Below are 25,885 nucleotides of genomic sequence, written 5' to 3' on the forward strand. Positions count from 1 at the left end.
TACGTCACCCGCGTGAACATCCCATCCTCCGGGCCTGGTTTCCGGCTCCGCCGGGCTCGCGACGCGCCCGATCCGACAGACAGGCCCTACCCCTCCGCCGCGCCCTGCGCGATCGCCTGCTCGACCTCCTCCACCCGCTCCTTCTCCTCCGTCGCGAAGCGCTCCCGGTCCAGCGCCTCCGCGATCTCCTCGTCCTGGGTCATCAGCAGGTCGAGGTTGGAGTCGCCCAGGTCGAAGACGCCCATGTCCAGATACGCCTTCTGCAGACGCTCGCCCCACAGACCGATGTCCTTCACACACGGGACGATCCGGCTGAACAGCAGCTTGCGGAAGAGGTGCAGGAACTCGCTCTGCTCGCTGAGCTCCTCGGCCTCCTTCTTCGGGATGCCGAAGTTCTCCAGGACCTCGACCCCGCGCAGCCGGTCCCGCATCAGGTAGCAGCCCTCGATAACGAACTCCTCGCGTTCGCGCAGTTCCGCGTCCGTCAGCTGCTTGTAGTAGTCGCGCAGCGCCATCCGCCCGAAGGCCACGTGCCGGGCCTCGTCCTGCATCACGTACGCCAGGATCTGCTTCGGGAGCGGCTTGTCCGTGGTGTCGCGGATCATGCCGAAGGCGGCGAGCGCCAGGCCCTCGATGAGGACCTGCATGCCGAGGTACGGCATGTCCCAGCGCGAGTCCCTGAGCGTGTCGCCGAGCAGGCCCTGGAGGTTGTCGTTGATCGGGTAGAGCATCCCGATCTTCTCGTGCAGGAAGCGGCCGTAGATCTCCGCGTGCCGTGCCTCGTCCATCGTCTGGGTCGCCGAGTAGAACTTGGCGTCCAGGTCCGGGACGGACTCCACGATCCGGGCGGCGCAGACCATCGCGCCCTGCTCGCCGTGGAGGAACTGGCTGAACTGCCAGGAGGAGTAGTGCCTGCGCAGTTCGCCCTTGTCCCGCTCGGTCATCTTCGCCCAGTGGCGGGTGCCGTACAGCGTCAGGACGTCGTCCGGGGTGCCGAGCGGGTCGTACGGGTCGACCTCCAGCTCCCAGTCGATACGGGTGGCGCCGTCCCACTGCTTGTCCTTGCCCTTCTGGTAGAGGGCGAGGAGACGCTCGCGGCCGTCCTCATACTCCCAGTTGAAGCGGGCCTGACCGGTCGCGGGGACGTTCCAGACGGGTTCCTTCGGGGCCTTCACGTAAAGGTCGTGCGTCGACACTGACGACTCCTTCGCTCGCCGAACGTGCTCCTTCCGGCAGGCTCACACGTTGGTAGACAGAGGGTCAACAAGTAGCGCGCAAGGGATTGACGGTCTTACTGACGAGCAGTCTCATAAGAGGTGACCATTGGTAACTCGACCGCGTGCACAGCGAGGTGTCTCACCGTCATGACCACTCGGACCGAGCACGACATCACCCTCCTCAGGGATGCCCTGGGCCCCCTCCGCGACCGGGAACAGGTCGCCGCGCGGCTGCTCGAGTCCTCCCTCAAGCACTCCTTCGACCCCGAGAGCGAACTCGACTGGGAAGCCCCCGTCGAGGACGGCAAGTGGTTCTGGCCCCCGGAGCTGGTATCCCTCTACGACACTCCGCTGTGGCGGAAGATGTCCGAGGAACAGCGGATGGACCTCGCCCGGCACGAGGCCGCCTCGCTCGCCTCGCTCGGCATCTGGTTCGAGATCATCCTGATGCAGCTGCTCGTCCGGCACATCTACGACAAGTCCCTGACCAGCAACCATGTACGGTACGCGCTCACCGAGATCGCCGACGAGTGCCGGCACTCGATGATGTTCGCCCGCATGATCCAGAAGGGCGGCGCGCCCGCCTACCCCGTGCCGCGGATCTACCACAACCTGGCCCGCGTCCTGAAGACCGTCTCCACCACCCCCGGCTCCTTCGCCGCGACCCTCCTCGGCGAGGAGATCCTCGACTGGATGCAGCGCCTGACCTTCCCGGACGAGCGCGTCCAGACCCTGGTGCGCGGGGTGACCCGCATCCACGTCGTCGAGGAGGCCCGGCATGTGCGGTACGCCCGCGAGGAGCTGCGGCGCCAGATGGTGACCGCGCCCCGCTGGGAGCAGGAGTTCACCCGGCTCAGCTGCGGCGAGGCCGCCCGGGTCTTCTCCACCTGCTTCATCAACCCCAAGGTGTACGAGAACGTCGGCCTGGACCGCCGCCAGGCCGTCGCCCAGGTCCGCGCGAGCGGCCACCGCCGCGAGGTCATGCAGTCGGGCGCGAAGCGGCTGACCGACTTCCTCGACGACATCGGTGTGCTGCGTGGCCCGGGGCGCCGGCTGTGGAAGTCCTCGGGCCTGCTGGCGTGAACGCGGCCGCCCGTGCGGGGCGGCGGATGCGGCCCCGCGGCGGAGCCCCGCATCGACACGGCTCCCCTGCGTGTCACCTGGCGGAGTTACCCTGCGAGGCATGACCAGTGCCGCCTCGCCCGCGTACCGCCGGCTCAGCGTCGAGGAGCGGCGGCTGCAGCTGCTCGCCGCCGCCCTGACGCTCTTCGCCCACCGGCCGCCGGACGAGGTCTCCCTCGACGACGTCGCCGAGGCGGCCGGCGTCTCACGGCCGCTCGTCTACCGCTACTTCCCCGGCGGGAAGCAGCAGCTGTACGAGGCGGCGCTGCGCTCCTCCGCCGACGCGCTGGAGCGGTGCTTCGCCGAGCCGCCCGTCGGTCCGCCGACCGAGCGCCTCGCCCGGGTGCTCGACCGCTACCTTGCCTTCGTCGACCAGCACGACGCGGGCTTCAGCGCCCTGCTCCGGGGCGGCAGTGTCGCCGAGACCTCCCGGACCACCGCCATCGTCGACGAGGTGCGACGGGCCGCGGCCGAGCAGATCCTCGTCCACCTGGGCATGGACGAGCCCGGCCCGCGGCTGCGGATGATGGTCCGCACCTGGATCGCGGCGGTGGAGGCGGCTTCGCTGATCTGGCTCGACGAGGACAAGCAGCCGTCCGCCGCCGGGCTGCGGGACTGGCTCGTCGACCATCTGATCGCGCTGCTCGCGGCCACGGCAGCGACCGACGAGGAGACGTCCTCGGTCGTCAAGCGGCTCCTCGCACAGGAGACCGCGGAGGGGCCGGTCGGCACGCTGGCGCGACGGGTGACCCCCGTGGTGAGCGAGGCGGCACACCTCATATGAGACTGGGGGCGTGAGAAGCGAGAACACCCCCTTTCGCGGCGGACCCCTGGACGGCCAGGTCCTGCCCGTCCTCGTCGGACCGACCGGACATCCGCCGAAGTGGTACGAGGTACCGGTGCCGGACGCCGAAGGCGGACCGCCGACGGTCTACGCGTACCGCCGCGAACCGGCCGGGCACAGCAAGCGGCTCGGGCTCCCGCGCGGCTGGGTGTACGAGTACGCCCCCGAGGGACGGGAACGCCACGAGCTGAAGTGGCCGTGGTCCAAGCCGAACGGGTGAGCCGGTTAGCCCGAATCGCCCCTTCGTGAGCTCATCGCACGACCTGGCCCGCGCATCATCTCCGTGGAGGTGATGACGTGTCAGGAAGGCTGCTGCGCACGGTCTGCACGGGGATGCTCGCCGCGGCGACGGCACTGGCGGGGGTTCCGGCGGCGACCGCCGACGATCCGGTGGACCCGCCGGTGGAGGCGCCGGCCGATGTCTCCGCGGCGGGGCGGGCCGACCCACCGGCGGACGGCTCGGGCGACACGGCCCGGGAAACCCGCGGCGAGCCCCCGGACGAACCGCCGGCCGATGCCAGCGGCACCCCCCTCGACCCGCTCGCGGAGCCCCCTGGCGACGCCGAGGACTCCGGCGACCCGGGCGACGCCGCCGACCCCACGACCGACACCGCCGACGGCAGCGCCGCCGACCCCGGCACCGATCCCGCCGACGGCACCCCGCTGGACGACGCCGCCGAACTCCCGCCCACCGGCGGCGACTCCCTCGCCGGCCTCCTCACCCGGCTCCAGACCCTCTACCGCCAGGCCGAGCAGGCCACCGAGAACTTCAACGCCACCGACGAGGCCCTGCGCCTCCAGACCGCCGACACCAAGAAGGTCACCGCCGCCCTCACCGCCGCCCGCGAGGCGCTCGCCCAGGGCCGCAACGCGGCCGGACGGCTCGCGCGGGAGCAGTACCAGGGCCGCGCCACGGCCTCGTCGTTCTCCTCGTACCTGCGGCTGCTGCTCTCCGACGACCCCCAGCACGCCTTGGACCAGAGCCATCTGATGGCTCGTGCGGTCCGCGACCGGGCCGGTACCATCGCCCGCCTCGCCGACGCGGAGAAGAAGGCGGACGCGCTCGCGACCCGGTCGCGTCACGCCCTGGACCGGCAGCTGACGCTGGCAGCACGGCAGAAGGAACAGCGGAACAACGTCCAGAAGCGGCTGAAGGACGTCCAGAAGCTGCTCGCCTCCCTCTCCACCGACCAGCTCGCCCGGCTGACCGAACTGGAGCGGACCCAGACCGCGGGCGCCCAGCGCGACCTCCTCGACTCCGGTGCCCTGGCCACCGACCGGACCCCCTCCCGGGAGGGCGGGGAGGCACTGCGGTACGCGGTGCGGCAGATCGGCAAGCCGTACGTGTGGGGCGCCGAGGGGCCGGACTCGTACGACTGCTCGGGGCTGACCTCGCAGGCCTGGGCGAGCGCCGGCCGGGAGATCCCCCGAACCAGCCAGGAGCAGTGGCGGACGCTCCCGAAGGTGTCCCTGCGCGAGCTGCGCCCGGGCGATCTGGTGCTCTACTTCCCCGAGGCCACCCATGTGGCGATCTACAGCGGCCACGGCCTGGTCGTCCAGGCCCCGCGCCCGGGCGCCAAGGTGAAGGTGTCCCCGATCGCCGCCAACCCGATCCTGGGAGCCGTCCGCCCCGACCCGTCCGCCAAGGCCCTGGACACCTACGCGCCGCCCGAACTCCCGGCGGGAGCGACGGACGGCACGGACGAGGGCTTCGATCAGCCCTGACCGACCCCGGCGAGCACGGCCCGCGGCGGACGGTCCGGTCGGCCGAGCCTGCGCCGGGAGGGAATCGGGTGGTCAACTGGCGCGATGGAAGCCGGCCGGCACCCTTGTCCTCAGCGTGGCAAGGAGCCGCCACGCCCCATCCGGTTCATGGAGCTGGTGCAGGGCTTTGGCGAAGGCCAGTTCGTCGTCTTCGGGATCGAGCTGGTCACGCAGCGCCCGCCAGGTCGTCTCGTAGTCCGCACACGCCTGTTGGACAGCGGCCTGCATCACGACGTTGGGCAGTGTTCCGCTGTGCTTGACCGCTTCGATCCACTGATCGCTTCGACGGATGGGTGACACCACGCCGGACGGGCCGTCGGACGACCCGTCGATCGCCCGGCTCACGACTCTCAGCCGCTCTTCGATGGACAGCCCGCGTTCGTTGAGGGTCTCCTTCGCCGCCCCCACCCCGAACCATGTCGCCTCGTCCAGGAGATCGTCCAGCTCGGGCAGCTTGGACGGAAGGCCGCACTTCGCCAGCAGCGCCGAGTCGGCGATCGCCCGGACGGTCTGCAGAAGCTTGGCCCGGTCACGCCAGTCCCGGCCTTGATTGGCGGCCACCCGATGGACGCCCTGCCAGACCGCTCTCTCCGTGATGAACCACTGTGAGATCAGGTGCGTCTCGGCGGGCAGGAGCTTCCCGCGCAGGCGCCACGTGTGCTCCATGACCTGTGCGGCGCCTCCCAGCAACTGCTGGTCGTAGGCCATCATTTCAGCCCAGAGGGGACGCTGGGGCCGGACACGGTCGGGGGCGTCGTGCGGATAGGTCTCACGTTCGAAGCGGATGAATCTGGCGTCCGGGCGCAGCCCTTCGAAATCCGGATCTTCCGTGAGCAGCCAGGAGCGCATGATCGGGTTGAAACTGGTCAGATCCGCTCTCGCGGCGGCTTCGAGCTCCTCCACGGCTCGCGCGGCGAGGTCGTCGCGTTCCTGCCCGCACTCATGGCCGGTCATCGCCACCGCGTACACGCATGCCGCGTTGTAACTGTCCTGCCAAGGCCGGGGAGGCCACAGCTTGCAGTTCCTGAACTCTTCCACCATCCGCCGCCAGATCCACCAACCTCTCGCCCGCTCCACTCGCTTCGTGAGTTCCTTCTCCTCCATGGGCCACGAGAGATCGTTCCGCAGCCGCGGTACCCCGCCTGCTTGCTTCACAGCCCATGCCAGACGCAGAGGCGCCCACACGTCCCGATTGAGTCGCAGCGAGGTCCAGGTGAGTCCTCTGCTCCGGCGCCTGCTGGGATTCCTCAGGAATCGGAGGACGGGGTAGTCGCAGGCGAGCTGATACATCTCCTCCACGCAAGCAAGCTGAAATATGAAGCTGACGATCTTCTGGTCGAGGCGACCTTCCCCGAGCTCCCGCTCGAGCCAAGCTCTGGCTCTCTTCTCGCCGAAGATTGGCTCCTCCTCCCCAGGTGGCGTGATGTAGACGACCGTTCGCCAATATCTCTCGACGAGTGCGGGGGTCAGCGACTTACGGATCTCCCTCTGGGTACGTGCTCGTCGCGCGCACTCACTGTAATCAGCAGGATCCACGGTCGGCCTGCACCACTCGGCAGCAGTACGCATGCCCAGGACGACGGCATAGCGGTATCTCGCTTCGAGAAGGCCGTTGCGCCACCATCGGTAACGCCTGGAGAACGAGCGGCGCGGATTCCAGGGTCCCCTGCTCAGGCGGGCGCTCCGCTGCTCCCTGCTCAGCCCGTCCAAGAGGATTGCTCCGTGATAGGTCTCAAGCGCATCGAGATGCAACCACAGCTTCTCCTGCGTTCCCGCGATCTGTGTGCGCAGGTGCACGTTCGTGGGATCGAGCCGTAGCGCCGTGTAATAGCGGTCGAGGGCGTCGTCGAATTGCCGTTCCCGGCAGAGTTCCCTTGCCTCTTGGTAGGCGGCGAACAGCTCGGGCTGCATATTCCGACCGCGCCATTCCTGCCAGGGTGCCTTCCGGCTCGCCTGTGTGACCGGCACCAGTGCTGCCATCACCCAGTACCCGGCAGCCTGCACCGCGTCTTCCCATGTCTTTCGCCAAAGTGTCTCCGTGCGACTGCCCCTCATGGCGTAGGAAGTGACAGTGACGGTGACGCCGAACACTGGCTCCTGGTCCCGCACACGCAGCACTCCGCGCACCGTGTAGGCGACCTTCGGCCTGAGGCGGCTGAACAGGCGCAGAATGCTCGTCCCCAGCTTCTTCGGCTCAAGGTCTATGTCGCCGAGCAGATCAAGGAAGTTTTCTGCCGGCGATTCGGCGGGAAGCGCAGCCGGGGGATAGAGGTTCGTTTCTGACAGCTGCTTACGCAACTGGGCGGTGAGACCCGCGAGACATTTCTCGCCCTCCGTGGTCGAGGAGACAAGTTGCTGCACGTCCACCGGCCCGGGCTTGTACGCGTTTCGCTGGAGCATCCAACGGCGCAACGCCACGAAGGAAAGGATCAGGAGGAACAGGCACAACAGACGGAGGCTCAGGCCGACTCCACCCTTTCCACCTGTCACGATCCGCTCGGCGCCTTCGAAGAACCGCATGAACCACTCGGAGACGGCTTGGAACCAGACAGGCCAGTTCTCCGAGGCCTGCCAGGCCGGCGACACCCAGCCCACACCGCAGACCGCGACGACGAAGAGAACGCTGGAAAGAATCGCCACTGCCCCTGAGCGCATCACGTGAGGTACGGGCAACGACGACGCATCGATGGGCGAGTGTCGCTCGGAACGAGAGGACATGTCGACCTCTGGTGGTCCTAGTCGTCAATCACCAGTCTTCTACGCTTTCCCCCCGGAGCAAGTCGATCAGACTGCCTGCCCGACCGCCCCGAGCAGCCGCTCCACGCCGGCTTTCCTCGGGTGAGCCCGCCGACGCCGACGGGGCGACCCTCCCGCGCTGGAGGGTCGCCCCGTGGCCGTGCCGGGCCGTGCTCGGCGGGCCGTCAGCCCTGAGTGACCGAGGCCAGGTACGCGGACGTCTTCTCCGGGTCGAAGAAGAAGTTCTCGAAGTCGGCCGGGTCGTTGAAGCCGTTCGCGAAGCGGTCGGCGACCGGCTGGAGCTGGCCGGCCGCGCCGATCAGGTTCAGGACGTGCTCCGGCGGGACGCCGAGCATCGCGTTCGTCCACTTCGTGACGTGCTGCGCGGTGTCCCAGTACCGGTCGAACGTGGCCTGCATCCACGCCTCGTCGAAGGGCTTGTCGCCGTTCTCGACGATCGAGGCCAGGTAGGCCGCCGCGCACTTGGACGCCGAGTTCGAACCCTGGCCGGTGATCGGGTCGTTGGCGACCACGACGTCCGCGACGCCGAGGACCAGGCCGCCGCCGGGGAGCCGGCCGATCGGGTTGCGGACGGTCGGGGCGTAGCGTCCGGCCAGCGTGCCGTTCGCGTCCGTCAGCTCGACCTTGGTGGCCCGCGCGTACTCCCAGGGCGTGAACTTCTCCATCAGCTCCAGGGTGAGGGAGAGGTGCTCGGAGGGGTCCTTGACGCCCTGGAAGACGTCGAGCGGGCCGCCGGGGATGCCCTCCCAGAAGAGGATGTCGGCGCGGCCGGAGGTGGTCAGGGTCGGCATGACGAACAGCTCGCCGACGCCGGGGACCAGGTTGCAGCGCACGGCGTCGAAGTCCGGGTGCTCGGGGCGCGGGCCGAGGCCGTGCACGTACGCGACGGCCAGCGCGCGCTGCGGCTCGCTGTACGGGGAGCGGGCGGCGTCCCGGCCGAACATGGAGACCAGCTCGCCCTTGCCGGCGGAGACGAGGACCAGGTCGTACGTACGGGAGAAGTAGTCCAGGTCGGAGACCGCGGCACCGTGGATGACGAGCTGTCCGCCGCGCTGGGCGAAGGTCTCCATCCAGCCGGCCATCTTCACGCGCTGGTCGACGGACTGCGCGTAGCCGTCCAGCTTGCCGATCCAGTCGATGGCGCGCGAGCTGTCGGGGGCGGCGACGGAGACGCCGAGGCCCTCGATCCGCGGGGCCTGGGACTCCCAGAAGTTGATGCCGAGATCGCGCTCGTGCTGGAGCGCGGTGTCGAACATGCACTGGGTGGACATGACCCGGCCGGACCGGATCTCGTCCGCCGTGCGGTTGGACATGAGGGTGACTTCGTACCCCTGCGACTGCAGTCCGAGGGCGAGCTGGAGACCGGACTGGCCGGCCCCGACGATGAGTATCTTCCGCATGACGGGGTTCCTAACGCGTCGATCAGGCTATTCAGGGGAGGCTTCGAGCGCGTGCGCGACCATCGCGAGCAGGGACTCGATCACGCTGTACCGCTTGCGCGCGTCCATGATCACGACTGGTACGTGCGGGGGCACCGTGAGGGCCTCCCGGACGTCCTCGGCCTCGAACAGCTCGGTGCCCTCGAAGTGGTTGACCGCGACGATGTACGGCAGCCCGCAGCTCTCGAAGTAGTCAAGCGCGGGGAAGCAGTCGGTCAGCCGCCGGGTGTCGGCGAGCACGATCGCGCCGATCGCGCCGCGCACGAGGTCGTCCCACATGAACCAGAAGCGCTGCTGTCCCGGCGTACCGAAGACGTACAGCACGAGGTCGTCGTCCAGGGTGATCCGGCCGAAGTCCATCGCCACGGTCGTGGTGAGCTTGTCGGGCGTGGCGGAGAGATCGTCGGTCTCCTCGCTCGCCTGCGTCATCAGGGCCTCGGTCTGGAGCGGAGTGATCTCCGAGACCGCCCGGACGAAGGTCGTCTTGCCGACCCCGAAGCCGCCCGCGACGACGACCTTGGTCGCGATCGGGGCCCGGGTGTGGTCGAGCTGCCAGTCCTGGGCGCCGTCCTCGGTGTCCGCGACGGGGCCGGGGGCGGGACCAGGTGCGGGGCCGGAACCGGGCGCGGTTCCGGGGGCTTCGGGCTGGGCGGGGATTCCGGCGAGGGCCGGGGCAGCGGCTTCAGAGACGGCGGAGTCCACTCAGCACCCTTTCGAGCAGCGCGCGGTCGGGCTGGCCGGTGCCGTGACCGGTCCCGTACACACGGATCTTTCCCTGGTCGGCCAAGTCGCTGAGCAGCACCCGGACGACACCCAACGGCATCTTCAGGAGCGCCGAGATCTCCGCGACGGTGCGCATCCGGCGGCATATCTCGACGATGGCCCGCATCTCCGGCATCAGCCCGCGGGCGGCCGGCCCGCCGTCCGTCAGCACCTTGCGCGCGGCCGGCGCCTCGAGCGCCGCGACGAAGGTCTCGACGAGCAGGACGTGGCCGAAGCGGGTACGGCCGCCCGTCAGCGAGTAGGGGCGCACGCGCGCGGGGCGCCTGCCTTCCCCTCGGACCGGCAGCCGGTGGGCGTGGGATGCGGACGTCACTGGGTGCTCTCCATCGATTTGCGCAGCTCACTGCGGAGTTCGGGGGTGAGTACATGTCCGGCGCGGCCCACGAAGAGCGCCATGTGGTACGCCACGACGCTCATGTCGCAGTCGGGGTCGGCGTGCACCCCGAGCAGCGAGCCGTCACTGATCGACATGACGAAGACGCTGCCCTCCTCCATGGCCACCATGGTCTGCTTGACCCCGCCGCCGTCCATCAGCCGTGCCGCGCCGATGGTGAGGCTGCCGATGCCCGAGACGATCGTGGCCAGGTCGGCGCTGGATCCGCGTGGACCCCGTGGGCCGTCGGAACGGCCCGCGGCGGCGGTGGCGGCGCTCTGCGCTGCCGGGTCGGACGAGAGCAGCAGCAGGCCGTCGGACGAGACGACGGCGACCGAGCGGAGCCCTGGCACCTCCTCGACGAGGTTGCCCAGCAGCCACTGCAGGTTGCGGGCTTCCCTGCTCAGTCCGAATGTTCCGGTCGCAGTCAACTGCGTGCCTCCTCGACTGTGTCCCCCGTCTTCTCCTCGGTACGTGCGGTCTGCGTGTCGTGCGTGGGCTGAGCGGTCTGCCCGGTCTGCGCGGTCTGCGTCTGTGACGCTTCGATCTCCGCCTCCACGTCCCGGCGCCCCTCCTTGGCTCCCCGGTGGAAGCCGCCGAGCCTGCGGCGCAGCGCCTCGGCGTCCACCCCGCCCGCGCGCGGGGCGGCGGGGGTGTCGGCCTGACGGACGACCTGCGGCGTGCGCTTGGGCAGGCCCTTGTCGGTGAGGCGCGGGGCGACCGGTTCGCCGGCCCCGAGCTCGGTCTCCTCCGGTGCGCGCTCGTGGGCGTCCGGCTCCGGCGGCGGGTCGGGGAGGCGGACCTGGAGGGTCGTCTCGGCCACCGACGGCTGCGGGGCGGGCTCGCCCCGGAGCTCGGGCGCCTCGGGTTCGGTCCCGGCCTCGGGCTGGGTCCCGGCCTCGGGCTCGGCCTCGGGTTGGGCTGCCGTGGGAGCGGGCGTGAACTCGGCGTCGGGTGCCGCGGAGTGTTCGGGCGCCGCGGAGGCCCCAGGCGCCACGGATGCCGCAGGCGTCGCGGATGACTCAGAAGTCTCGGATGCCCCAGGCGCCACGGCGGCCTCAGCCGCCTCGGCGGCGGCCCCAGGCGTCTCGGAGGCACCCGCCTCGCCGCTCGCTTCCGCCTCGGGGCCCGGCTCGCCGGTGCCGTGCGCCTCGGCGAACGCCTGCTCCGCGGCCTCCACGAGGGGGTCCCTGGTGCGGGACGGCAGGGTGTTGGAGTTCGCCTCGGCGACCGAGCCGGGAAGGTTCAGCGTGGGCGCCGAGCCGGATACCGGCACGACCGGCGGGACCGCGGTCGGCGGGGCCGTCGGAAGCAGCGGCAGCGGCAGCACGATCACGGCCGCGACGCCGCCCTGCTTCTGCTCGCGCAGCTGAACCCGTACGCCGTGGCGGGCGGCGAGCAGGGCGGTGACCCGGATGCCGAGCCCCTCCCCCTCGACGTCCGCCGGGTCGGCCTCGGCCAGCCGCGCGTTGAGCTCGGCGAGCCGGGACTCGGTCATGCCGATGCCCTCGTCCTGGACGGAGAGCATCACCTCGCCGCTCTCCAGGAGCCAGCCGGAGAGCTGGACCTGCGCGTCGGGCGGCGAGAAGGAGGTGGCGTTCTCGAGGAGTTCGGCGACCAGGTGGCTGAGGTCGTCCGCGGCGAAGCCGGCGATCTGGGCGTGCGGCGGCAGGGACTGGATGGTGACCCGCTCGTACCGCTCGATCTCGCTGACGGCGGCGCGCAGCACGTCGACGAGCGGGACCGCTCCGGGGTGGCCGTGGACGTGCTCGTGGCCGGCGAGGACCAGGAGGTTCTCGCTGTGGCGGCGCATGACGGTCGCCATGTGGTCGAGCTTGAAGAGGGTGGCGAGCCGGTCCGGGTCCTGCTCGCGCTCCTCCAGCTTCTCGATGACCCCGAGCTGACGCTCGACCAGGCCGAGGCTGCGCAGCGACAGGTTCACGAAGGTGTGGTGGACGGTGTGCCGGAGCCGTTCGAGTTCGGCGGTGAGGAGGGCCGTCCGGCCCTGGAGCTCGGCGCGCTGGGCGGCCAGCTCGGCGGCGAGGGAGTCGCGGGCGCCGGCGAGGTCCGCACGCTCGCTGTCGAGCTGCTCGGTGCGCCGGGCGAGGGCGGCCAGCTTGCCCTGGAGGGTGTTGAGGGACCGTACGACCTGGGCGAACTCGTCGTTGCGGCCGGTGAAGCGGACCGGCTCCTCGGTGTCCGGGGCGGCGGCGAGGCGCGCGGCACCGATGCGCAGGACGGCGAGCGGGCGGGTGAGGGTGCGGGCGACGAAGGTGGAGAGGCCGATCGCGAGCAGCAGACAGCCGCCGAGGTAGGCGATGCGCAGTTCGAGGGCGGTGACGTCGTCGTCGCGGAGCTGGGCGAGGCGTTCGACCTGCTCGGTGGAGAGCGCCGACTCGACGCCCCGCATCTGCTCGATACGGGCGGAGAGCGCGGCCTCCAGCTTCTCCGTGTCGGTGCGCCGCTCGCTCTTGGTGAGCGTCGGCTGGTCGGTCAGCGCTGTCAGGTACCGCTCGGCGCTCTTGACGTCCGGACCCGTCACGGTGCCGGCGAGGGAGTCGCGTCCGGCGGCGGTGGCGGCCTGGTCGAAGTCGGCGAGGGAGGCCAGTTCGCGGACCCGGGCCTGCTGGGCGGCGGCCGTCAGGGCGTCCCGGGCACGGTCGGCCTCGTCCGCGCCCTCCGGCTCGTCGGGGACGTAGGTGCCCGTGATCGGGTCGTAGTGCGTACCGGTGGACTCGGGCTGGGGTACGGCGAGGGCGGCCAGGAGCAGCCCGCGGGCGGCCGAGGCCTGCTCGACGGCGCGGCCGAGCGCGGCGGGGGCCCGGGTGGCCTCGGCGGCGCGGGCCGGGGTCTGTTCGGCCAGTTCGTCGGCGAGGTCCTGGAGCTTGGCGATGACGTCCGAGTACGCCTTGTGGGCCTCCAGGGCGGTGCCCTTGCCGGTCAGCGCGGTCCGGCGGACGGCGGAGAGGTCCGCGAGGTCGCGGCGCAGTTCGGCGGGGGCGGCGGGCCGGATCTCGTCGATCTGCCGGTCGACCCGGGTGGAGCGCGCGCTGGTGATCTGCCGCTTCTTCGCGGTGTCGCCCTGCTGCTCGTCCCGGCCCGCGGCGATGTACGCGACGACCTCGTCGCGCTCGTCGGCGAGCGAGTGGGCGAGGGTGACGGCCTGCCGGTCGAGCTCGGCGAGGGTGACCAGACGCTGGGAGTCGGTCAGTTCGCCGGAGGCGGTGAGGACGGCGGGGGCGCCGGCGGCGAGGACGGTGACGCCGACGAGGGCGACACCGGCGACCAGGCGGTTGCGGACGCGCTTGGGACGGCCCGCGGGAACGCCGGAGGCGCCGCCGGCCTCGGGCCCCGTGGCCCCGCCCGCGGTCAGCGGGTCACCGGGGGTCTGGCTCGGCGTGCCGTTGTTGCTCCGAGGCCGCTTCTTCTGCACCGGTGCTCGCATTCTCGACTCGTCCACCCATGAAGCAGAGGTGACGACCGGTCACATGTAAGAGCGCCCCCACCCCTGGTACGGCTTCCGACCATTCCAGCGCTTTTGGGAAGGGGACGCGCATCGGCCGCTCCGCCACCCGAACGAGTGAACAACACTCATGAGTTGGCGAACAACTTCGCGCGAGGGGCCTCACGGGCCCGCGCGGTGCGTCGGTTGGATCTTCCGGGCGGGCTTTGGCAAGATGCCCGCCCGCAGCTCCCCGGAGGTTCCGCTTCCGCCTCACGCGCGCCCCTCGGACGCTTGGTACAGGCCAAATTCGGCCATTTGGAGGCGCTGTGAAGGAGTGATGCAGGCTTCGCGACCCGGGGGCAGACTGGGGATCATGCGCACCGAAGTGGCCACCCTCCCCGGCAGCCCCGAACGCCCCAACGAGGACTGGGCGGCGGCGATCCTCTCCACGTCCGCCGGGGGCGGGTCGATCGTGGTGCTCGACGGGGTGACGCCGCCGGCCGGTGACGACGGCTGTGTGCACGGCGTGCCCTGGTTCACCGCGCATCTCGGTGGCGCTTTGACCGAACTATCCGCTTCGCGACAGGACATGACGCTGTCCGGGATCCTGGCCCTGGCAATCCGGCGCACCGCGGATGCCCACCGGGACTCGTGTGACCTTTCTCACGTACGCACTCCCCAGGCGACCGTCGTGATGGCCCGCTGGGACGCCACCTCGGTGGAGCACCTGGTCCTCTCGGACTCCGCCCTGCTTCTCGAGGCGCCGGACGGGTCGGTACGGGCGGTGCTCGACGACCGTCTCGACCGGATCTCGGACGAGATCCGCCGCTCCCTGGAGGCGACGGACCGTCTGCGGAACCAGGAGGGCGGCTTCTTCACAGCCGCGGCGGACCCGGGGGTGGCGCGGCGCGCGGTGACGGGGACGACGCCCCGGTCGGCGGTACGGGCCCTGGCGGCGCTCACGGACGGGGCGACGCGGTGGGTGGAGCTGTTCGAGGAGGGCGGCTGGGCGGACTGCTTCGCGCTGATCGGGAAGGAGGGGCCGCACGGGCTGCTCGCCCGGGTCCGGGCGCTGGAGGCCGCGAACGAGGAGACCGGCGGACCCCGCCGCTGGAAGCTCCACGACGACGCCACGGCGGTGTACGCCCTCCTTTAGCGGCTCGGTCCACCTCCGTCGGCGGCGCGGTTCACCCTGCGGGTCGCCTGTGGGTCGCCTCGGCCGGGCTCATCGCCCGACGAGACACCCCCGCCGGACACGCCCTAGCCCTCCGCGCGGGTGTTCAGCTGGTGCAGCAGGCGGGCCAGTTCGGCGACCTCGCCCCGGTCCCAGTCCGCGAGCTTGCGGACGTACCGCCCGCGCCGGGCATCCCGTACCCGGCGGAAGCGGTTCCGGCCCTCCTCCGTCAGCCGGACCAGCGAGGCGCGCCCGTCGGCCGGGTCCGGGTCGCGGGCGACAAGCCCGAGGTCCTCCAGGGCGCGCAGCTGGCGGCTCATGGTCGCCTTGCCGACGCCGAAGTACCCGGCGAGTTCGGTGGCGCGCTGCGGCCCCGCGTCCTCGAGCCGTACGAAGAGCCCGTAGGCGGAGGACTCGAGTTCGGGATGGACCTCGCGGGCCATCTCGCCGGACTGGGCGCGGGCGCGGCGCAGAAAGACCGCCAGTTCGCGTTCCAGGGCGAGGAATTCCTGGTCCACACCACTCCGCGACGACGACGTGATGGGCTCGCCTTCACTCCCCGTACCGCTTCCGTGCACGTCAGCACCCCTCGCGCGCTTTCCGGTCGCTGAAAGTTTCTTCCGGCCGCGGCCATCGCCGCAGCTCCCCCAGTATTTCGCAGGAGTAGACCAACGGCAGCACCCGGCCCCCCTTCCGCCGAACCGGTCTACGTGCGTAGCGTCTCCGCTGACATGTCCACACCAGGACGTGTCGACTCGCTCCCCCGCCGAGCCTTTCGGAGGCACGCAATGCCCGTGCACAGATCCGGAAAGACCCTCGCCGGCGCCGCGTTCGCGGCCCTGGCCCTCCTTCTGCCCCTCGCCCTCGCCGCCCCGGCCGGCGCGGCCGACACCGAGTCCGTACCCGCCCGCGGCTCCGCCTACATGGGCATGGGCGTCATCGAGCACGACGGCCAGGGCGGCAAGCCCGGCGGCATCTCGATCCAGGCCGTCCAGACGGAGGGCGTGGACGTCTCCAGCCACCAGGGGAACGTGGCCTGGTCGACCCTGTGGAACAGCGGGGTGAAGTGGGCCTACGTCAAGGCGACGGAGGGCACGTACTACAAGAACACCTACTTCGCGCAGCAGTACAACGGCTCGTACAACGTGGGCATGATCCGCGGCTCGTACCACTTCGCGACCCCGGACACGACGACGGGCGCGGCGCAGGCGGACTACTTCGTGAACAACGGCGGCGGCTGGTCCAGGGACGGCAAGACGCTGCCCGGGGCGCTCGACATCGAGTGGAACCCGTACGGCGCGACCTGTTACGGCAAGACGCAGTCCGGGATGGTCGCGTGGATCCGTGACTTCGTGAACCGGTACAAGTACCGGACCGGCCGCGACCCGGTGATCTACACGGCCACGAGCTGGTGGAAGCAGTGCACCGGCAACTACGGCGGCTTCGCCACCACCAACCCGCTGTGGATCGCGCGGTACGCGTCGACGGTCGGCGAACTCCCGGCCGGGTGGGCGTACTACACGATGTGGCAGTACACCTCGACCGGCCCGACGGTCGGCGACCACAACCACTTCAACGGCGACCTCTCGCGGGTGCAGGCACTGGCGAACGGCTGAGCCCGGCCGCCCCTTCGGCGGCCTCCCGGACGCGACGGCGCGCCCGGGAGGCCGCCTTCGCCTTTCTGCGACAGCCCCCTTGCCCATTGGTATGGACCAATGCGAGGCTCTTGGGCAACGCGTACGGCTTTCAACTTCCGTGCGCCGTCCGCTCGTTGCTCGTCCCGTACTCCCCCACGCACGAGAGAGAGCCCCGCATGTCGTCGTACCGCCGCACCGCGGCAGCCGTCACCCTGTCCGCGGCCGCGCTGATCCCCCTCACCCCCTCCACCGCCGGCGCGCACGGCGCCGTCTTCAACCCGGTGAGCCGGGTGGCGGCCTGTTACGCGGAGGGGCCCGAGACGCCGAAGTCGCAAGTGTGCAAGGACCTGGTCGCCGACTCCGGCACCCAGCCGCTCTACGACTGGAACGAGGTGAACATCGCCAACGCGGACGGGCAGCACCGGCTGCTCATCCCGGACGGCAAGCTCTGCTCGGCCAACCGCGAGAAGTACCGGGCGCTCGACTGGGCACGCACGGACTGGCCGGCCACGGCGGTCGGGGCGGGCTCCTTCGACTTCAAGGTACGGGTGACGGCTCCGCACTCGGGCACGATGACGGTCTACATCACCAAGCAGGGCTTCGACCCGACCCAGCCCCTGAAGTGGTCGGACCTGGACGCGACCCCGGTGGCCACCTACGCCACGACCCGCACGGCGACGGACGGCTTCTACGCCTTCACCGGCAACCTGCCCGCCCGCACGGGCCGCCACATCGTCTACAAGGTCTGGCAGCGCAACGACAGCCCCGAGGCCTTCTACAGCTGCTCGGACGTGACCTTCGGCGGCGCCGCGTCGGCCGACGCCCCGACGGAGGCCGAGATCGCTTCCGGATCGGACCGTTCCACGGTCAGCCACGCGGGCCACGGCGGCGACGAACAACTCCCCGCCCTCTCCGCCGAGGCAGCCCGGACGTCCCCCTCCCCGCTCCCCCTGGCCCTCGCGGGCGCGGCGGCCCTGACGGCCTTCGGCGCGGGCAGCCTGCTGCTGTCCCGCCGCCGGAACACCTGACGTCCCGCCGCCGGAACACCTGACGGCCGTCCCGCCGCCGGAACACCTGACGTACGACGAAGCGGGGCACCCCCGGGAAGGGGTGCCCCGCTCGCCGTACGCGCGAGGGGTTACGCCGCCGCGCTCACCGTGACCTCTGCCGGGGAGAGGGCGATCTCCAGGACCTGGCGGACGTCCGTGACCGGGTGGACCTCCAGCTTGTCCAGGATCTCCGCCGGGACGTCGTCCAGGTCGGCCTCGTTGCGCTTCGGGATCACGACCGTCGTGATGCCCGCGCGGTGGGCCGCCAGGAGCTTCTGCTTCAGGCCGCCGATCGGGAGGACCCGGCCGGTGAGGGAGACCTCGCCGGTCATCGCCACGTCCGTGCGGACCAGGCGTCCGGAGAGCAGCGACGCCAGCGCGGTCGTCATCGTGATGCCCGCGCTCGGGCCGTCCTTCGGGACCGCGCCCGCCGGGAAGTGGATGTGCACGCCCCGGTCCTTGAGACCGGTCACGGGCAGCTCAAGCTCCGCGCCGTGCGAGCGCAGGAAGGAGAGCGCGATCTGCGCCGACTCCTTCATCACGTCGCCCAGCTGGCCCGTCAGGGTCAGCCCCGCCGCGCCCGTCTCCGGGTCCGCGAGCGATGCCTCCACGAAGAGGACGTCACCGCCCGCGCCCGTGACCGCGAGCCCGGTCGCCACGCCCGGCACGGAGGTGCGCCGCTCGGCCGGGTCCTGCGCCGACTCGGGCACGTGGTGCGGGCGCCCGATCAGCCCGCGCAGATCGTCCACACCGACCGAGAACGGCAGCTCCCGGTCGCCCAGTTCGTGCTGCGCCGCGACCTTCCGCAGCAGCCGCGCGATGGACCGCTCCAGGTTCCGTACGCCCGCCTCCCGGGTGTACTCCCCCGCCAGCTTCCGCAGGGACGCGTCCTCCAGGACCACCTCGCCCGGCTCCAGGCCCGCGCGCTCCAGCTGCCTGGGCAGCAGGTGGTCACGGGCGATGACGACCTTCTCGTCCTCCGTGTACCCGTCGAGCCGCACCAGCTCCATGCGGTCGAGCAGCGCCTCCGGGATGGCCTCCAGGACGTTCGCCGTCGCCAGGAAGACGACGTCGGACAGGTCCAGTTCGACCTCGAGGTAGTGGTCCCGGAACGTGTGGTTCTGCGCCGGGTCCAGGACCTCCAGGAGAGCGGCCGCCGGGTCGCCCCGGAAGTCGGAGCCGACCTTGTCGATCTCGTCGAGCAGGACCACCGGGTTCATCGACCCGGCCTCCTTGATCGCCCGGACGATCCGGCCGGGCAGCGCGCCGACGTACGTACGCCGGTGGCCGCGGATCTCCGCCTCGTCCCGTACGCCGCCGAGCGCGACCCGCACGAACTTCCGTCCCATCGCGTGCGCGACGGACTCGCCGAGCGAGGTCTTGCCGACGCCGGGCGGGCCGACGAGGGCCAGGACCGCGCCGCCTCGGCGGCCGCCGACGACCCCGAGCCCACGCTCGGCGCGCCGCTTGCGCACCGCCAGGTACTCGGTGATCCGCTCCTTCACGTCCTCCAGGCCCGCGTGCTCGGCGTCGAGGACGGCCTTCGCGCCCTGGATGTCGTACTGGTCCTCGGTCCGCTCGTTCCACGGCAGTTCGAGGACGGTGTCGAGCCAGGTGCGGATCCAGGAGCCCTCCGGGGACTGGTCGCTGGACCGCTCCAGCTTCTCGACCTCCTTGAGGGCGGCCTCGCGCACCTTCTCCGGCAGGTCGGCGGCCTCCACCCGGGCCCGGTAGTCGTCGGACTCGTCGCCCTCCGTCTCGCCGTTGAGGTCGCGAAGCTCCTTGCGTACGGCCTCCAGCTGGCGCCGCAGCAGGAACTCGCGCTGCTGCTTGTCGACGCCCTCCTGGACGTCCTTCGCGATGCTCTCGGCGACGTCCTGCTCGGCCAGGTGCTCGCGCAGCTGCGCCGTGGCGAGCTTGAGGCGGGCGACCGGGTCGGCGGTCTCGAGGAGTTCGACCTTCTGCTCGACCGTGAGGAAGGGGGAGTAGCCGGAGTTGTCGGCGAGCGCGGAGACGCCGTCGATCTGCTGGACGCGGTCCACGACCTGCCACGCGCCGCGCCTCTTCAGCCAGCTGGTGGCCAGCGCCTTGTACTCCGTGACCAGTTCGGTCACGGCGCCGGGCAGCGGCTCGGGCACGGTCTCCTCGACGACGCTGCCCTCGACCCACAGCGCCGCGCCGGGGCCGGTCGTACCGGCGCCGATCTTGACGCGGCCGCGGCCGCGGATGAGCGCGCCGGGATCGCCGTCGGACAGCCTGCCGACCTGCTCGACGGTGCCGAGGACGCCGGTCCCGGCGTACGTGCCGTCGATGCGCGGCACGAGGAGCACCTTGGGCTTGCCGGTATCGGAGCGCGCGGCGGCCTGGGCGGCCTCCACCGCGGCGCGTACGTCGTTGTCGGACAGGTCCAGCGGCACCACCATTCCGGGCAGCACGACCTCGTCGTCGAGCGGCAGCACAGGCAGGGTCAGCAGTGAGGACGTCGAAGCCATGATCTCCCCTTCGGCAGTCAAGTTGAGCTGTACCGACTCAATGCATGTGAGCCCAGGAATGTTCCCTGCGACCCGTTCGCTCTGAGCGATCACTCTCGCGCAGGCCGTGAGCTGCGGATGTAATGACTGCATGGATATGGGAGCTATTACCTCCGCCTGGGTGGCGGGCTGGACCGTGTCGCGGGGCACACCGCCCGCCGTCGTGGAGCCGTGGGGATACCGGATCGACGTGGGCCTGCCGACGCATGTCTTCCGGCATGTGCTGCCGGCGCCGGACGCGGTGTCCGTGGGGAAGCTCTGCTCGGAGATCACCGAGCCGAACGCCTGGCTGAAGGTGATGGCCGGGCCGGAGGAGGTCGCGGAGTGGATCACCCCGGGGTGGACCGTCCCGGACGATCCCGGCTTCATGATGACGAAGGCGCTGGACGCGGGTGCGCGGCCGCCGGCGCCGGAGGGCTACGCGCGGACGACGGAGACCCGGAACGGGGTGGTACGGGTCCGGATCGTGGCACCGGACGGCACGCTCGCCGCCCGCGGCCAGATGGCACCGACGGGAGAGACGGCGGTCGCCGACCAGATCGAGACCCACCCCGACCACCGGCGCCGCGGCCTCGGCGCCAACGTGATGCGCACCCTCGAAGCGGCGGCCGCGCAGGCGGGGGCGGTGACGGGCGTCCTCGCGGCGACGACGGACGGCCTGGCCCTGTACGACACCCTGGGCTGGCGCCACGAGGGCCCACTGACGGGCATCGTGCGGGACGCGTGACGGGCCTTCGGGCCTTGCGACTCTGCCCCGACGCCGTGCACACGGCCCTGGTCAATCGGATCGGCTGAGGGCATGCTCGGACCCATGGTGCTCAGGGACATGGTGCGCGGGAAGCGGTACGCGGGGCTCTGGGCCGCGTCGGCGGTGCTGATACCGGTGATGACGGTGGCCGGGTGCGGCGACCAGGGCGACCCGCGGCCCCCGGTCGCCACCCACGACGGGACCGCGAAGCCGACACCGACGCCCACGCCGCCGGGAACCGTGGACGCACCCGTCCCGCCCGTCCCGACGAGTACGGACGGGACCGTGAAGAACGACGGGGAGCCCAAGCCGCACGAGGTCCTCGTCGAGGTGAACGTCAACGGCGGTCTCGCCGGCGTCAGCAACCAGCTGATCGTCCACCACGACGGCAGCTACACGACCCGCTCCGGCACCAAGCCCCCGCGCACCGGCCGCATGACCGCCGCCGAAGTGGCGGAGCTGCGCGCGGCGCTGGAGGACCCGGCCTTCGGGAAGGTGCCCGCGCGGCCGAGCGGGAAGCCGGTGGCCGACGGCTTCACGTACGTGATCTCGTACGACCACCGGGTCGTCGTCGCCGCGGACGGCGAGCGCCCGGCGGCGCTGCAACGCGTGTTCGCGGCGCTGCCCGACGGCGGGCCGCCAACCAGCCCCTGACTCCGCTCCTCGGCCGGATCCGTTTCCCGGGACCGGCGGTCGCGTGAACCGCCGGCCGTCCGCCGAGCGATAGAGGGGGCGTGAGACTGTTGCGCCCCGAACGGGGAGAAGAGCGGGACGACTCCGCGCTGTTGCGCGCGGTCGCCCGGGGGGACGCCGAGGCGCTGGCCGTCCTGTACGACCGGCACGCGGGGTGGCTGCACGCCCGGCTGGCCCGGCGCTGCGCGGACGAGGAGACCGTGCGGGAGGTCCTCCAGGACACCTTCGTCACGGTCTGGCGCTCCGCCGGTTCCCACCGGGGCCGGGGCGAGGCCGGGGGCTGGCTGTGGGTCGTCGCCGCACGCCGCCTGGTCGACGCCCAGCGCGTCCGGGCCCGTGCGGAGCGCGCCGCGCCCGAACCGGTCGTCCCCGCCCCCTCGGCGGAGGACCGGGTCCTCGCGGGGCTCGAGTACGGGGACGTCGGCGCCGCGCTCGACCGGATCTCGCCCGAGCTGCGCGAGGTCCTGCGGGCCACCGTGGTCGACGGCCTGACGACCCGCGAGACGGCCCGGCTGCTGGGGATACCGGAGGGCACGGTGAAGACCCGCGCCCTGCGGGCCCGTCGCGAACTGCGTGCCGCCCTCGGCCCGAACCCTCTGGGAGGCACCGCATGACCGCGCCATGGCATGTGACCGATTCGCTCGCCGCCCGCTACGCCTCGGGTTCGGCGGCCGAGCCCGACGCCTGGTCCCTGGAGAAGCACGTCGAGGTGTGCGGCGGCTGCGCGGCCCGCGTCTCGGCCGCGGTCCGCGCGGGGGGCGCGGGCCCGGTCCTCGCGGACGTCCGTGCGGCGCTGCTGGACACGGTCCGTACCGAGGCGGTGAGCAGGCAGCCGAAAGCCGTCCCCGGACACCCGGGGCTCCGTACGGACACGGCAGCCGTCCCCGGACACCCGGGCCTCGGCGGCTCCGGGCTCTCCCCCGCCTCCCGTTGGGCGCGCGTGCTGTGGGCCGCGGGCCCCGCGCTGCGCGGGGCGTGGCTGGTGGCGCTGCTCGTCGTGGTCGCCGCCGCCGTGGGGCTCGCGTACGGCGCCGGGTTCCACGGGGCGCGGCCGGTGCTGCTCGCCGTGGCCCCGGTGCTGCCCCTGGCAGGGGTGGCCGTCTCGTACGGACGCCATGCCGACCCGATGTACGAGATCGGCGTGGCGACGCCCTCCGGCGGGCTGCGCCTGCTGCTCACCCGGGCGGCGGCGGTGCTCGGCGTGTGTGTGCCGGTGCTGACCGCGGCCGGGGCCCTGCTCCCGCCGGTCACCGGCGTGCCGGGCGCTGCGGCCTGGCTGTTGCCGGGGCTCGCGCTGACGCTGGCGGCCCTCGCCCTCGGCTCGTTCGTGGGATGCCGGGCGGCCTCGGCCACGCTCACCGGCGGCTGGCTGCTCGCGGTGACCGGGCCGGTGCTCGGGCGGCCCGGGGCCACGGGCGAGCTGGCCCGGTACCTCTCGGGCCCGGCCGCCCAGGGCGGTTGGGCAGCCGCCGCCGTCCTCTGCGCGGGCCTGCTGGCCCTGCGCCGCCGTTCCTTCGACCATCTGGAGAACCGGTGACCACACCGCGCACGTCCTCCGCGCCGAGCAGGCCGACCGCCCCGTCGGAGACGACCGTCGCGGCGACCGCTCTGACCGTCCGGCACCGCCGTACCGTCGCGCTCGACCGCCTCGACCTGACCCTCGGCCCCGGCGTCCACGGCCTGCTCGGCCCGAACGGCGCCGGCAAGACCTCCCTCATCCGCGTCCTCGCGACCGTGGCCGCCCCCTCGGACGGCCGGGTGGAGCTCCTGGGCCGGGACGCCGGGGCCCACCGCGAGCGGTCGGAGATCCGGCGCCGACTGGGCTACCTGCCGCAGGAGTTCGGGTACTACCCGGGCTTCACGGTCCGCGAGTTCGTGGCGTACGTGGCCTGGCTCAAGGAGATGCCCGCGGACCGCGCCCCGGCAGCCGTGGCGCGCGCCGTGGAGCGGGTGGGCCTGGCCGACCGCATCGACGCCCGGCTGAAGACCCTGTCCGGGGGCATGGTCCGGCGGGCCGGCATCGCCCAGGCGATCGTGAACGAACCGGAGTTGCTCCTCCTGGACGAGCCGACGGCGGGACTCGACCCCGAGCAGCGGGTCGAGTTCCGGACGCTCCTGAAGGAGATCGGCGCCTCGTCCACGGTGGTCGTCTCCACCCACCTGGTGGAGGACGTGGCCGCCGCCTGCTCGGAGGTCACGCTGATCGAGTCGGGCCGCGTCGCCTTCCGGGGCACGACGGCGGAACTGACCGCCCTGGGCGAGGAACCGGGGAGCCCGGGAGCCGCCGGCGACGCGGCCAACGCCATCGAGCGCGGCTACACGGCGGCCCTGCGCGCCCACCGCGCGCCCGCCTCCCCGGAGGTCCTCCGGTGACCGACACCCTCACCCCGCCCCGCGAGTCCGCCGCCCCACCCCGCACGTCCGTCGTCCGCACCGAGCTGCGCCGGGGCGTCGGCCCCTGGACGGGCGCCGCCGTCGCGGTGACGCTCCTCGTGACCATGTACGGCAAGGCGCCGGGCTGGCAGGGCCGCTGGACCGACGCGACCGACATGCTCCACGTCGCCACCGGCATGCTCGCCGGACCGCTCGCGCTCGCCGCCGGATGCTGGCAGGGCGGTCGGGACCGGCGGCGCGGAACGCTGGAGCTGTTGCGCTCCGTGCCCCGCGGCCGACTGCGTCGCCAGCTGTTGGCCGTCGCACCCTCCGCCCTGTGGCCCGTGGCCGGGCAGCTGTGCGCGGCCGCCGTGTGTCTGCTCGCCGGGGTCTGGCCGTACGTCTCCGGTGGCCGGCCGTACCTCGAACTGGTCGCCGCCGACGCGGTCGCCCTCGCCTCGCTCGGCACGCTCGGTCATCTGGCCGGGCAGGTGGTGCCGTGGCGGCTGACGGCTCCGCTGCTCGCGGTCGTCGGCTACGTCGGGCTCGGGATCGGCGCGTACAGCCCGACCTCCGTCCGCTGGCTCAGCCCGGCCGCCGAGCACTCCTTCGCGTGGGACAAGCCCCTGTGGTGGTACGCCCCCGCCTCGGCGGCCTGGACCGGCGGCCTCGGGCTGGCCGCCCTGGTCGCGTACGCCGCCCGCCCGGCCCGGCTTCGGCTGCTCGCCGTGGTCCCGCTCGCCCTCGCGCTCACCGCCGCCGGGGCGATCCTGCGGCTGCCGGAGCACGGGCCGTGGCGCCCGGACCCGGAGGCGGCCAGGCTCGTCTGCGACGGGGGCAGCCCGCAGGTGTGTCTGACGTCCGTCGACCGCGCGCTGCTGCCTGACGTCTCCCGGGCTCTCGCCCCGCTCAACGAGCGGCTGCGCGGTCTGCCGGGTGCGCCCACCCGCTGGGTCGGCGGCCCGACCGGCGCGCTGCCGGGCGACGTCGGACTGCCGGGAGCGGATCAGGACGTCGCCCGGGGGCGGCTCGTCCATCCCGAGCGCTACGCCAACTCGGCGGCCCAGTGGCTGTTCTCGGACACCTGCCGCCCGGGGGACTTCACCGGGCCGGACGCCGAGCGCACCAGCCTGGTCAATCTCGCCGTCGTCGAGTGGCTCGCGCCGGCGCCGCCCGGGTACGGGGCCGACACCACCGGTGCCCAGATGTACATCGCCCGGCTGAAGGCCATGTCCCCGGCGGAGCAACGGGCCTATCTCACCCGCTATCTGGCCGCCGACACCTGCCGGCCCGAGGAGGTGCCGATCCCGTGACCGGCTCCACCCTCTACCTCCGCTCGCGCACGGTGCCCGGCGCCCTCGCGGCCCTCCTCGGCACGGCCGCGGCCGCCGCCTGGTCCGCGTCCTGGCTCCAGTCCCAGCAGGGCTTCGACCACACCGCCCGCGTGCCGGTCGTCGTCCTCGGCCCGCTGCTCGCCGCGTCGGCGGTCGGGACGAGTCTGCATACGCCGAGCGACGAGCTGGACCGTACGGCGACCCGCCCCTGGCCGCCGCGGCGGCTCGCGCACGTCGTCGGCCTGACCACGCTCGCCGTCCTCCTGCTGGCACTCGCGGTACCCGGACACGCCGAGGAGTTCGGCGGGCTCGCGATGGTCCGCAACACGCTGGGCTCGGTGGGGGTCACCGTAGCCGCGGTGGCGCTGATCGGCGCCCGGGCCGCCTGGCTGCCGACGACGGTGTACGTCGGCAGTGTGTATCTGGCGGCGCCGCCCGCGCCGGGAGGCGCCGCCGCCGTGTGGGCCTGGCCGATGCAGCCGGGCCCGCAGGTCGGGGCGTGGGTGACGGCCGTCGCGGCGTTCGTCGTGGGGACGGCGCTGTACGCGATCCGCGGCGCCCGTCCCGTACGGAACTGAACGTCCCCGAGCCCCGCGCGCCCC

At 72.2% G+C, this 25,885-nt stretch carries 23 protein-coding genes; 14 read left to right on the plus strand and 9 right to left on the minus strand.

The features are described from left to right. Nucleotides 1-86 precede the first annotated feature (86 nt). The gene (locus tag ABZ939_RS07800) at nucleotides 87-1,196 is read right to left on the minus strand and encodes a ferritin-like domain-containing protein (protein WP_361850444.1); all 1,110 of its coding nucleotides are present in this window, start codon (nucleotides 1,194-1,196) and stop codon (nucleotides 87-89) included. 168 nt (nucleotides 1,197-1,364) lie between these two features. Here ABZ939_RS07800 and ABZ939_RS07805 point away from each other — a divergent pair, with 168 nt between their 5' ends. The 4 genes from ABZ939_RS07805 to ABZ939_RS07820 all read left to right on the plus strand — a co-directional run bounded on the left by ABZ939_RS07805 (nucleotide 1,365) and on the right by ABZ939_RS07820 (nucleotide 4,908). After that, complete coding sequence (locus ABZ939_RS07805) at nucleotides 1,365-2,300, plus strand: diiron oxygenase (protein WP_361850446.1); 936 nt, start codon at nucleotides 1,365-1,367, stop codon at nucleotides 2,298-2,300. 100 nt (nucleotides 2,301-2,400) lie between these two features. Further along, complete coding sequence (locus ABZ939_RS07810) at nucleotides 2,401-3,123, plus strand: TetR/AcrR family transcriptional regulator (protein ID WP_361850448.1); 723 nt, start codon at nucleotides 2,401-2,403, stop codon at nucleotides 3,121-3,123. A 10-nt stretch (nucleotides 3,124-3,133) separates the two neighbouring features. Then, nucleotides 3,134-3,403 (plus strand): hypothetical protein, encoded by a 270-nt coding sequence (locus ABZ939_RS07815; RefSeq protein WP_361850450.1) that lies wholly within the window; start codon nucleotides 3,134-3,136, stop codon nucleotides 3,401-3,403. Between the two features lie 77 nt (nucleotides 3,404-3,480). Continuing rightward, nucleotides 3,481-4,908 (plus strand): NlpC/P60 family protein, encoded by a 1,428-nt coding sequence (locus ABZ939_RS07820; RefSeq protein WP_361850452.1) that lies wholly within the window; start codon nucleotides 3,481-3,483, stop codon nucleotides 4,906-4,908. Nucleotides 4,909-4,980: 72 nt separating this feature from the next. Here ABZ939_RS07820 and ABZ939_RS07825 read toward each other — a convergent pair whose 3' ends face one another. The 6 genes from ABZ939_RS07825 to ABZ939_RS07850 form a co-directional block, all read right to left on the minus strand. Continuing rightward, the gene (locus tag ABZ939_RS07825; RefSeq protein ID WP_361850454.1) at nucleotides 4,981-7,587 is read right to left on the minus strand and encodes a hypothetical protein; all 2,607 of its coding nucleotides are present in this window, start codon (nucleotides 7,585-7,587) and stop codon (nucleotides 4,981-4,983) included. Between the two features lie 281 nt (nucleotides 7,588-7,868). Beyond that, entirely contained in the window at nucleotides 7,869-9,104 is a 1,236-nt protein-coding gene (locus ABZ939_RS07830; protein ID WP_361850456.1) for a styrene monooxygenase/indole monooxygenase family protein, read from the minus strand. Between the two features lie 27 nt (nucleotides 9,105-9,131). Continuing rightward, nucleotides 9,132-9,845 carry an ATP/GTP-binding protein gene (locus ABZ939_RS07835; RefSeq protein WP_361850458.1) on the minus strand — a complete coding sequence of 238 codons (714 nt, stop codon included), beginning with the start codon at nucleotides 9,843-9,845 and terminating at the stop codon, nucleotides 9,132-9,134. Next, complete coding sequence (locus ABZ939_RS07840) at nucleotides 9,826-10,239, minus strand: DUF742 domain-containing protein (RefSeq protein WP_361850460.1); 414 nt, start codon at nucleotides 10,237-10,239, stop codon at nucleotides 9,826-9,828. Before ABZ939_RS07840 ends, ABZ939_RS07835 begins: the two co-directional genes overlap by 20 nt. Beyond that, a complete protein-coding gene (locus ABZ939_RS07845) occupies nucleotides 10,236-10,730 on the minus strand; it encodes a roadblock/LC7 domain-containing protein (protein ID WP_361850462.1) in 495 nt (164 codons plus the stop codon). The genes ABZ939_RS07840 and ABZ939_RS07845 overlap by 4 nt, the downstream gene beginning before the upstream one ends. Continuing rightward, nucleotides 10,727-13,744, minus strand: coding sequence for a nitrate- and nitrite sensing domain-containing protein (locus ABZ939_RS07850; RefSeq protein WP_361850464.1), 3,018 nt, complete (start codon nucleotides 13,742-13,744; stop codon nucleotides 10,727-10,729). Before ABZ939_RS07850 ends, ABZ939_RS07845 begins: the two co-directional genes overlap by 4 nt. 373 nt (nucleotides 13,745-14,117) lie before the next feature. Between ABZ939_RS07850 and ABZ939_RS07855 the strand changes: the two genes are divergently transcribed. Further along, nucleotides 14,118-14,900: a hypothetical protein gene (locus ABZ939_RS07855; RefSeq protein ID WP_361850466.1), complete on the plus strand. Its 783-nt coding sequence runs from the start codon at nucleotides 14,118-14,120 to the stop codon at nucleotides 14,898-14,900. 104 nt (nucleotides 14,901-15,004) lie between these two features. Here ABZ939_RS07855 and ABZ939_RS07860 read toward each other — a convergent pair whose 3' ends face one another. After that, the gene (locus ABZ939_RS07860) at nucleotides 15,005-15,496 is read right to left on the minus strand and encodes a MarR family transcriptional regulator (RefSeq protein ID WP_361850468.1); all 492 of its coding nucleotides are present in this window, start codon (nucleotides 15,494-15,496) and stop codon (nucleotides 15,005-15,007) included. A gap of 210 nt (nucleotides 15,497-15,706) precedes the next feature. On the opposite strand from ABZ939_RS07860, the gene ABZ939_RS07865 reads away from it, so the two are divergent. Together ABZ939_RS07865 and ABZ939_RS07870 are read left to right on the plus strand one after the other, a co-directional pair. Continuing rightward, complete coding sequence (locus ABZ939_RS07865; protein ID WP_361850470.1) at nucleotides 15,707-16,534, plus strand: lysozyme; 828 nt, start codon at nucleotides 15,707-15,709, stop codon at nucleotides 16,532-16,534. A 197-nt stretch (nucleotides 16,535-16,731) separates the two neighbouring features. Next, nucleotides 16,732-17,583: a lytic polysaccharide monooxygenase gene (locus ABZ939_RS07870; protein ID WP_361850472.1), complete on the plus strand. Its 852-nt coding sequence runs from the start codon at nucleotides 16,732-16,734 to the stop codon at nucleotides 17,581-17,583. Nucleotides 17,584-17,693: 110 nt separating this feature from the next. On the opposite strand, the gene lon is transcribed toward ABZ939_RS07870, so the two are convergent. Next, nucleotides 17,694-20,096, minus strand: coding sequence for an endopeptidase La (gene lon / locus ABZ939_RS07875; RefSeq protein ID WP_361850474.1), 2,403 nt, complete (start codon nucleotides 20,094-20,096; stop codon nucleotides 17,694-17,696). 130 nt (nucleotides 20,097-20,226) lie between these two features. On the opposite strand from lon, the gene ABZ939_RS07880 reads away from it, so the two are divergent. The 7 genes from ABZ939_RS07880 (at nucleotide 20,227) to ABZ939_RS07910 (ending at nucleotide 25,861) form a co-directional block, all read left to right on the plus strand. Continuing rightward, entirely contained in the window at nucleotides 20,227-20,862 is a 636-nt protein-coding gene (locus tag ABZ939_RS07880) for a GNAT family N-acetyltransferase (protein WP_361850476.1), read from the plus strand. 84 nt (nucleotides 20,863-20,946) lie between these two features. Then, nucleotides 20,947-21,537, plus strand: a complete 591-nt coding sequence (locus tag ABZ939_RS07885; RefSeq protein ID WP_361850478.1) for a hypothetical protein — start codon at nucleotides 20,947-20,949, stop codon at nucleotides 21,535-21,537. 80 nt (nucleotides 21,538-21,617) lie between these two features. Next, entirely contained in the window at nucleotides 21,618-22,190 is a 573-nt protein-coding gene (locus tag ABZ939_RS07890; RefSeq protein ID WP_361850480.1) for an RNA polymerase sigma factor, read from the plus strand. Beyond that, on the plus strand, nucleotides 22,187-23,113 hold the full coding sequence (locus tag ABZ939_RS07895; RefSeq protein ID WP_361850482.1) for a zf-HC2 domain-containing protein: 927 nt from the start codon (nucleotides 22,187-22,189) through the stop codon (nucleotides 23,111-23,113). The genes ABZ939_RS07890 and ABZ939_RS07895 overlap by 4 nt, the downstream gene beginning before the upstream one ends. Nucleotides 23,114-23,184: 71 nt before the next feature. Then, complete coding sequence (locus ABZ939_RS07900; RefSeq protein ID WP_361850718.1) at nucleotides 23,185-23,949, plus strand: ATP-binding cassette domain-containing protein; 765 nt, start codon at nucleotides 23,185-23,187, stop codon at nucleotides 23,947-23,949. After that, on the plus strand, nucleotides 23,946-25,262 hold the full coding sequence (locus ABZ939_RS07905) for a hypothetical protein (protein WP_361850484.1): 1,317 nt from the start codon (nucleotides 23,946-23,948) through the stop codon (nucleotides 25,260-25,262). The genes ABZ939_RS07900 and ABZ939_RS07905 overlap by 4 nt, the downstream gene beginning before the upstream one ends. Further along, nucleotides 25,259-25,861 carry a hypothetical protein gene (locus tag ABZ939_RS07910; protein WP_361850486.1) on the plus strand — a complete coding sequence of 201 codons (603 nt, stop codon included), beginning with the start codon at nucleotides 25,259-25,261 and terminating at the stop codon, nucleotides 25,859-25,861. Before ABZ939_RS07905 ends, ABZ939_RS07910 begins: the two co-directional genes overlap by 4 nt. The last annotated feature ends 24 nt before the right edge of the window (nucleotides 25,862-25,885 follow it).

This window comes from Streptomyces sp. NPDC046712 (assembly GCF_040645695.1).
Taxonomy (GTDB): Bacteria; Actinomycetota; Actinomycetes; order Streptomycetales; family Streptomycetaceae; genus Streptomyces.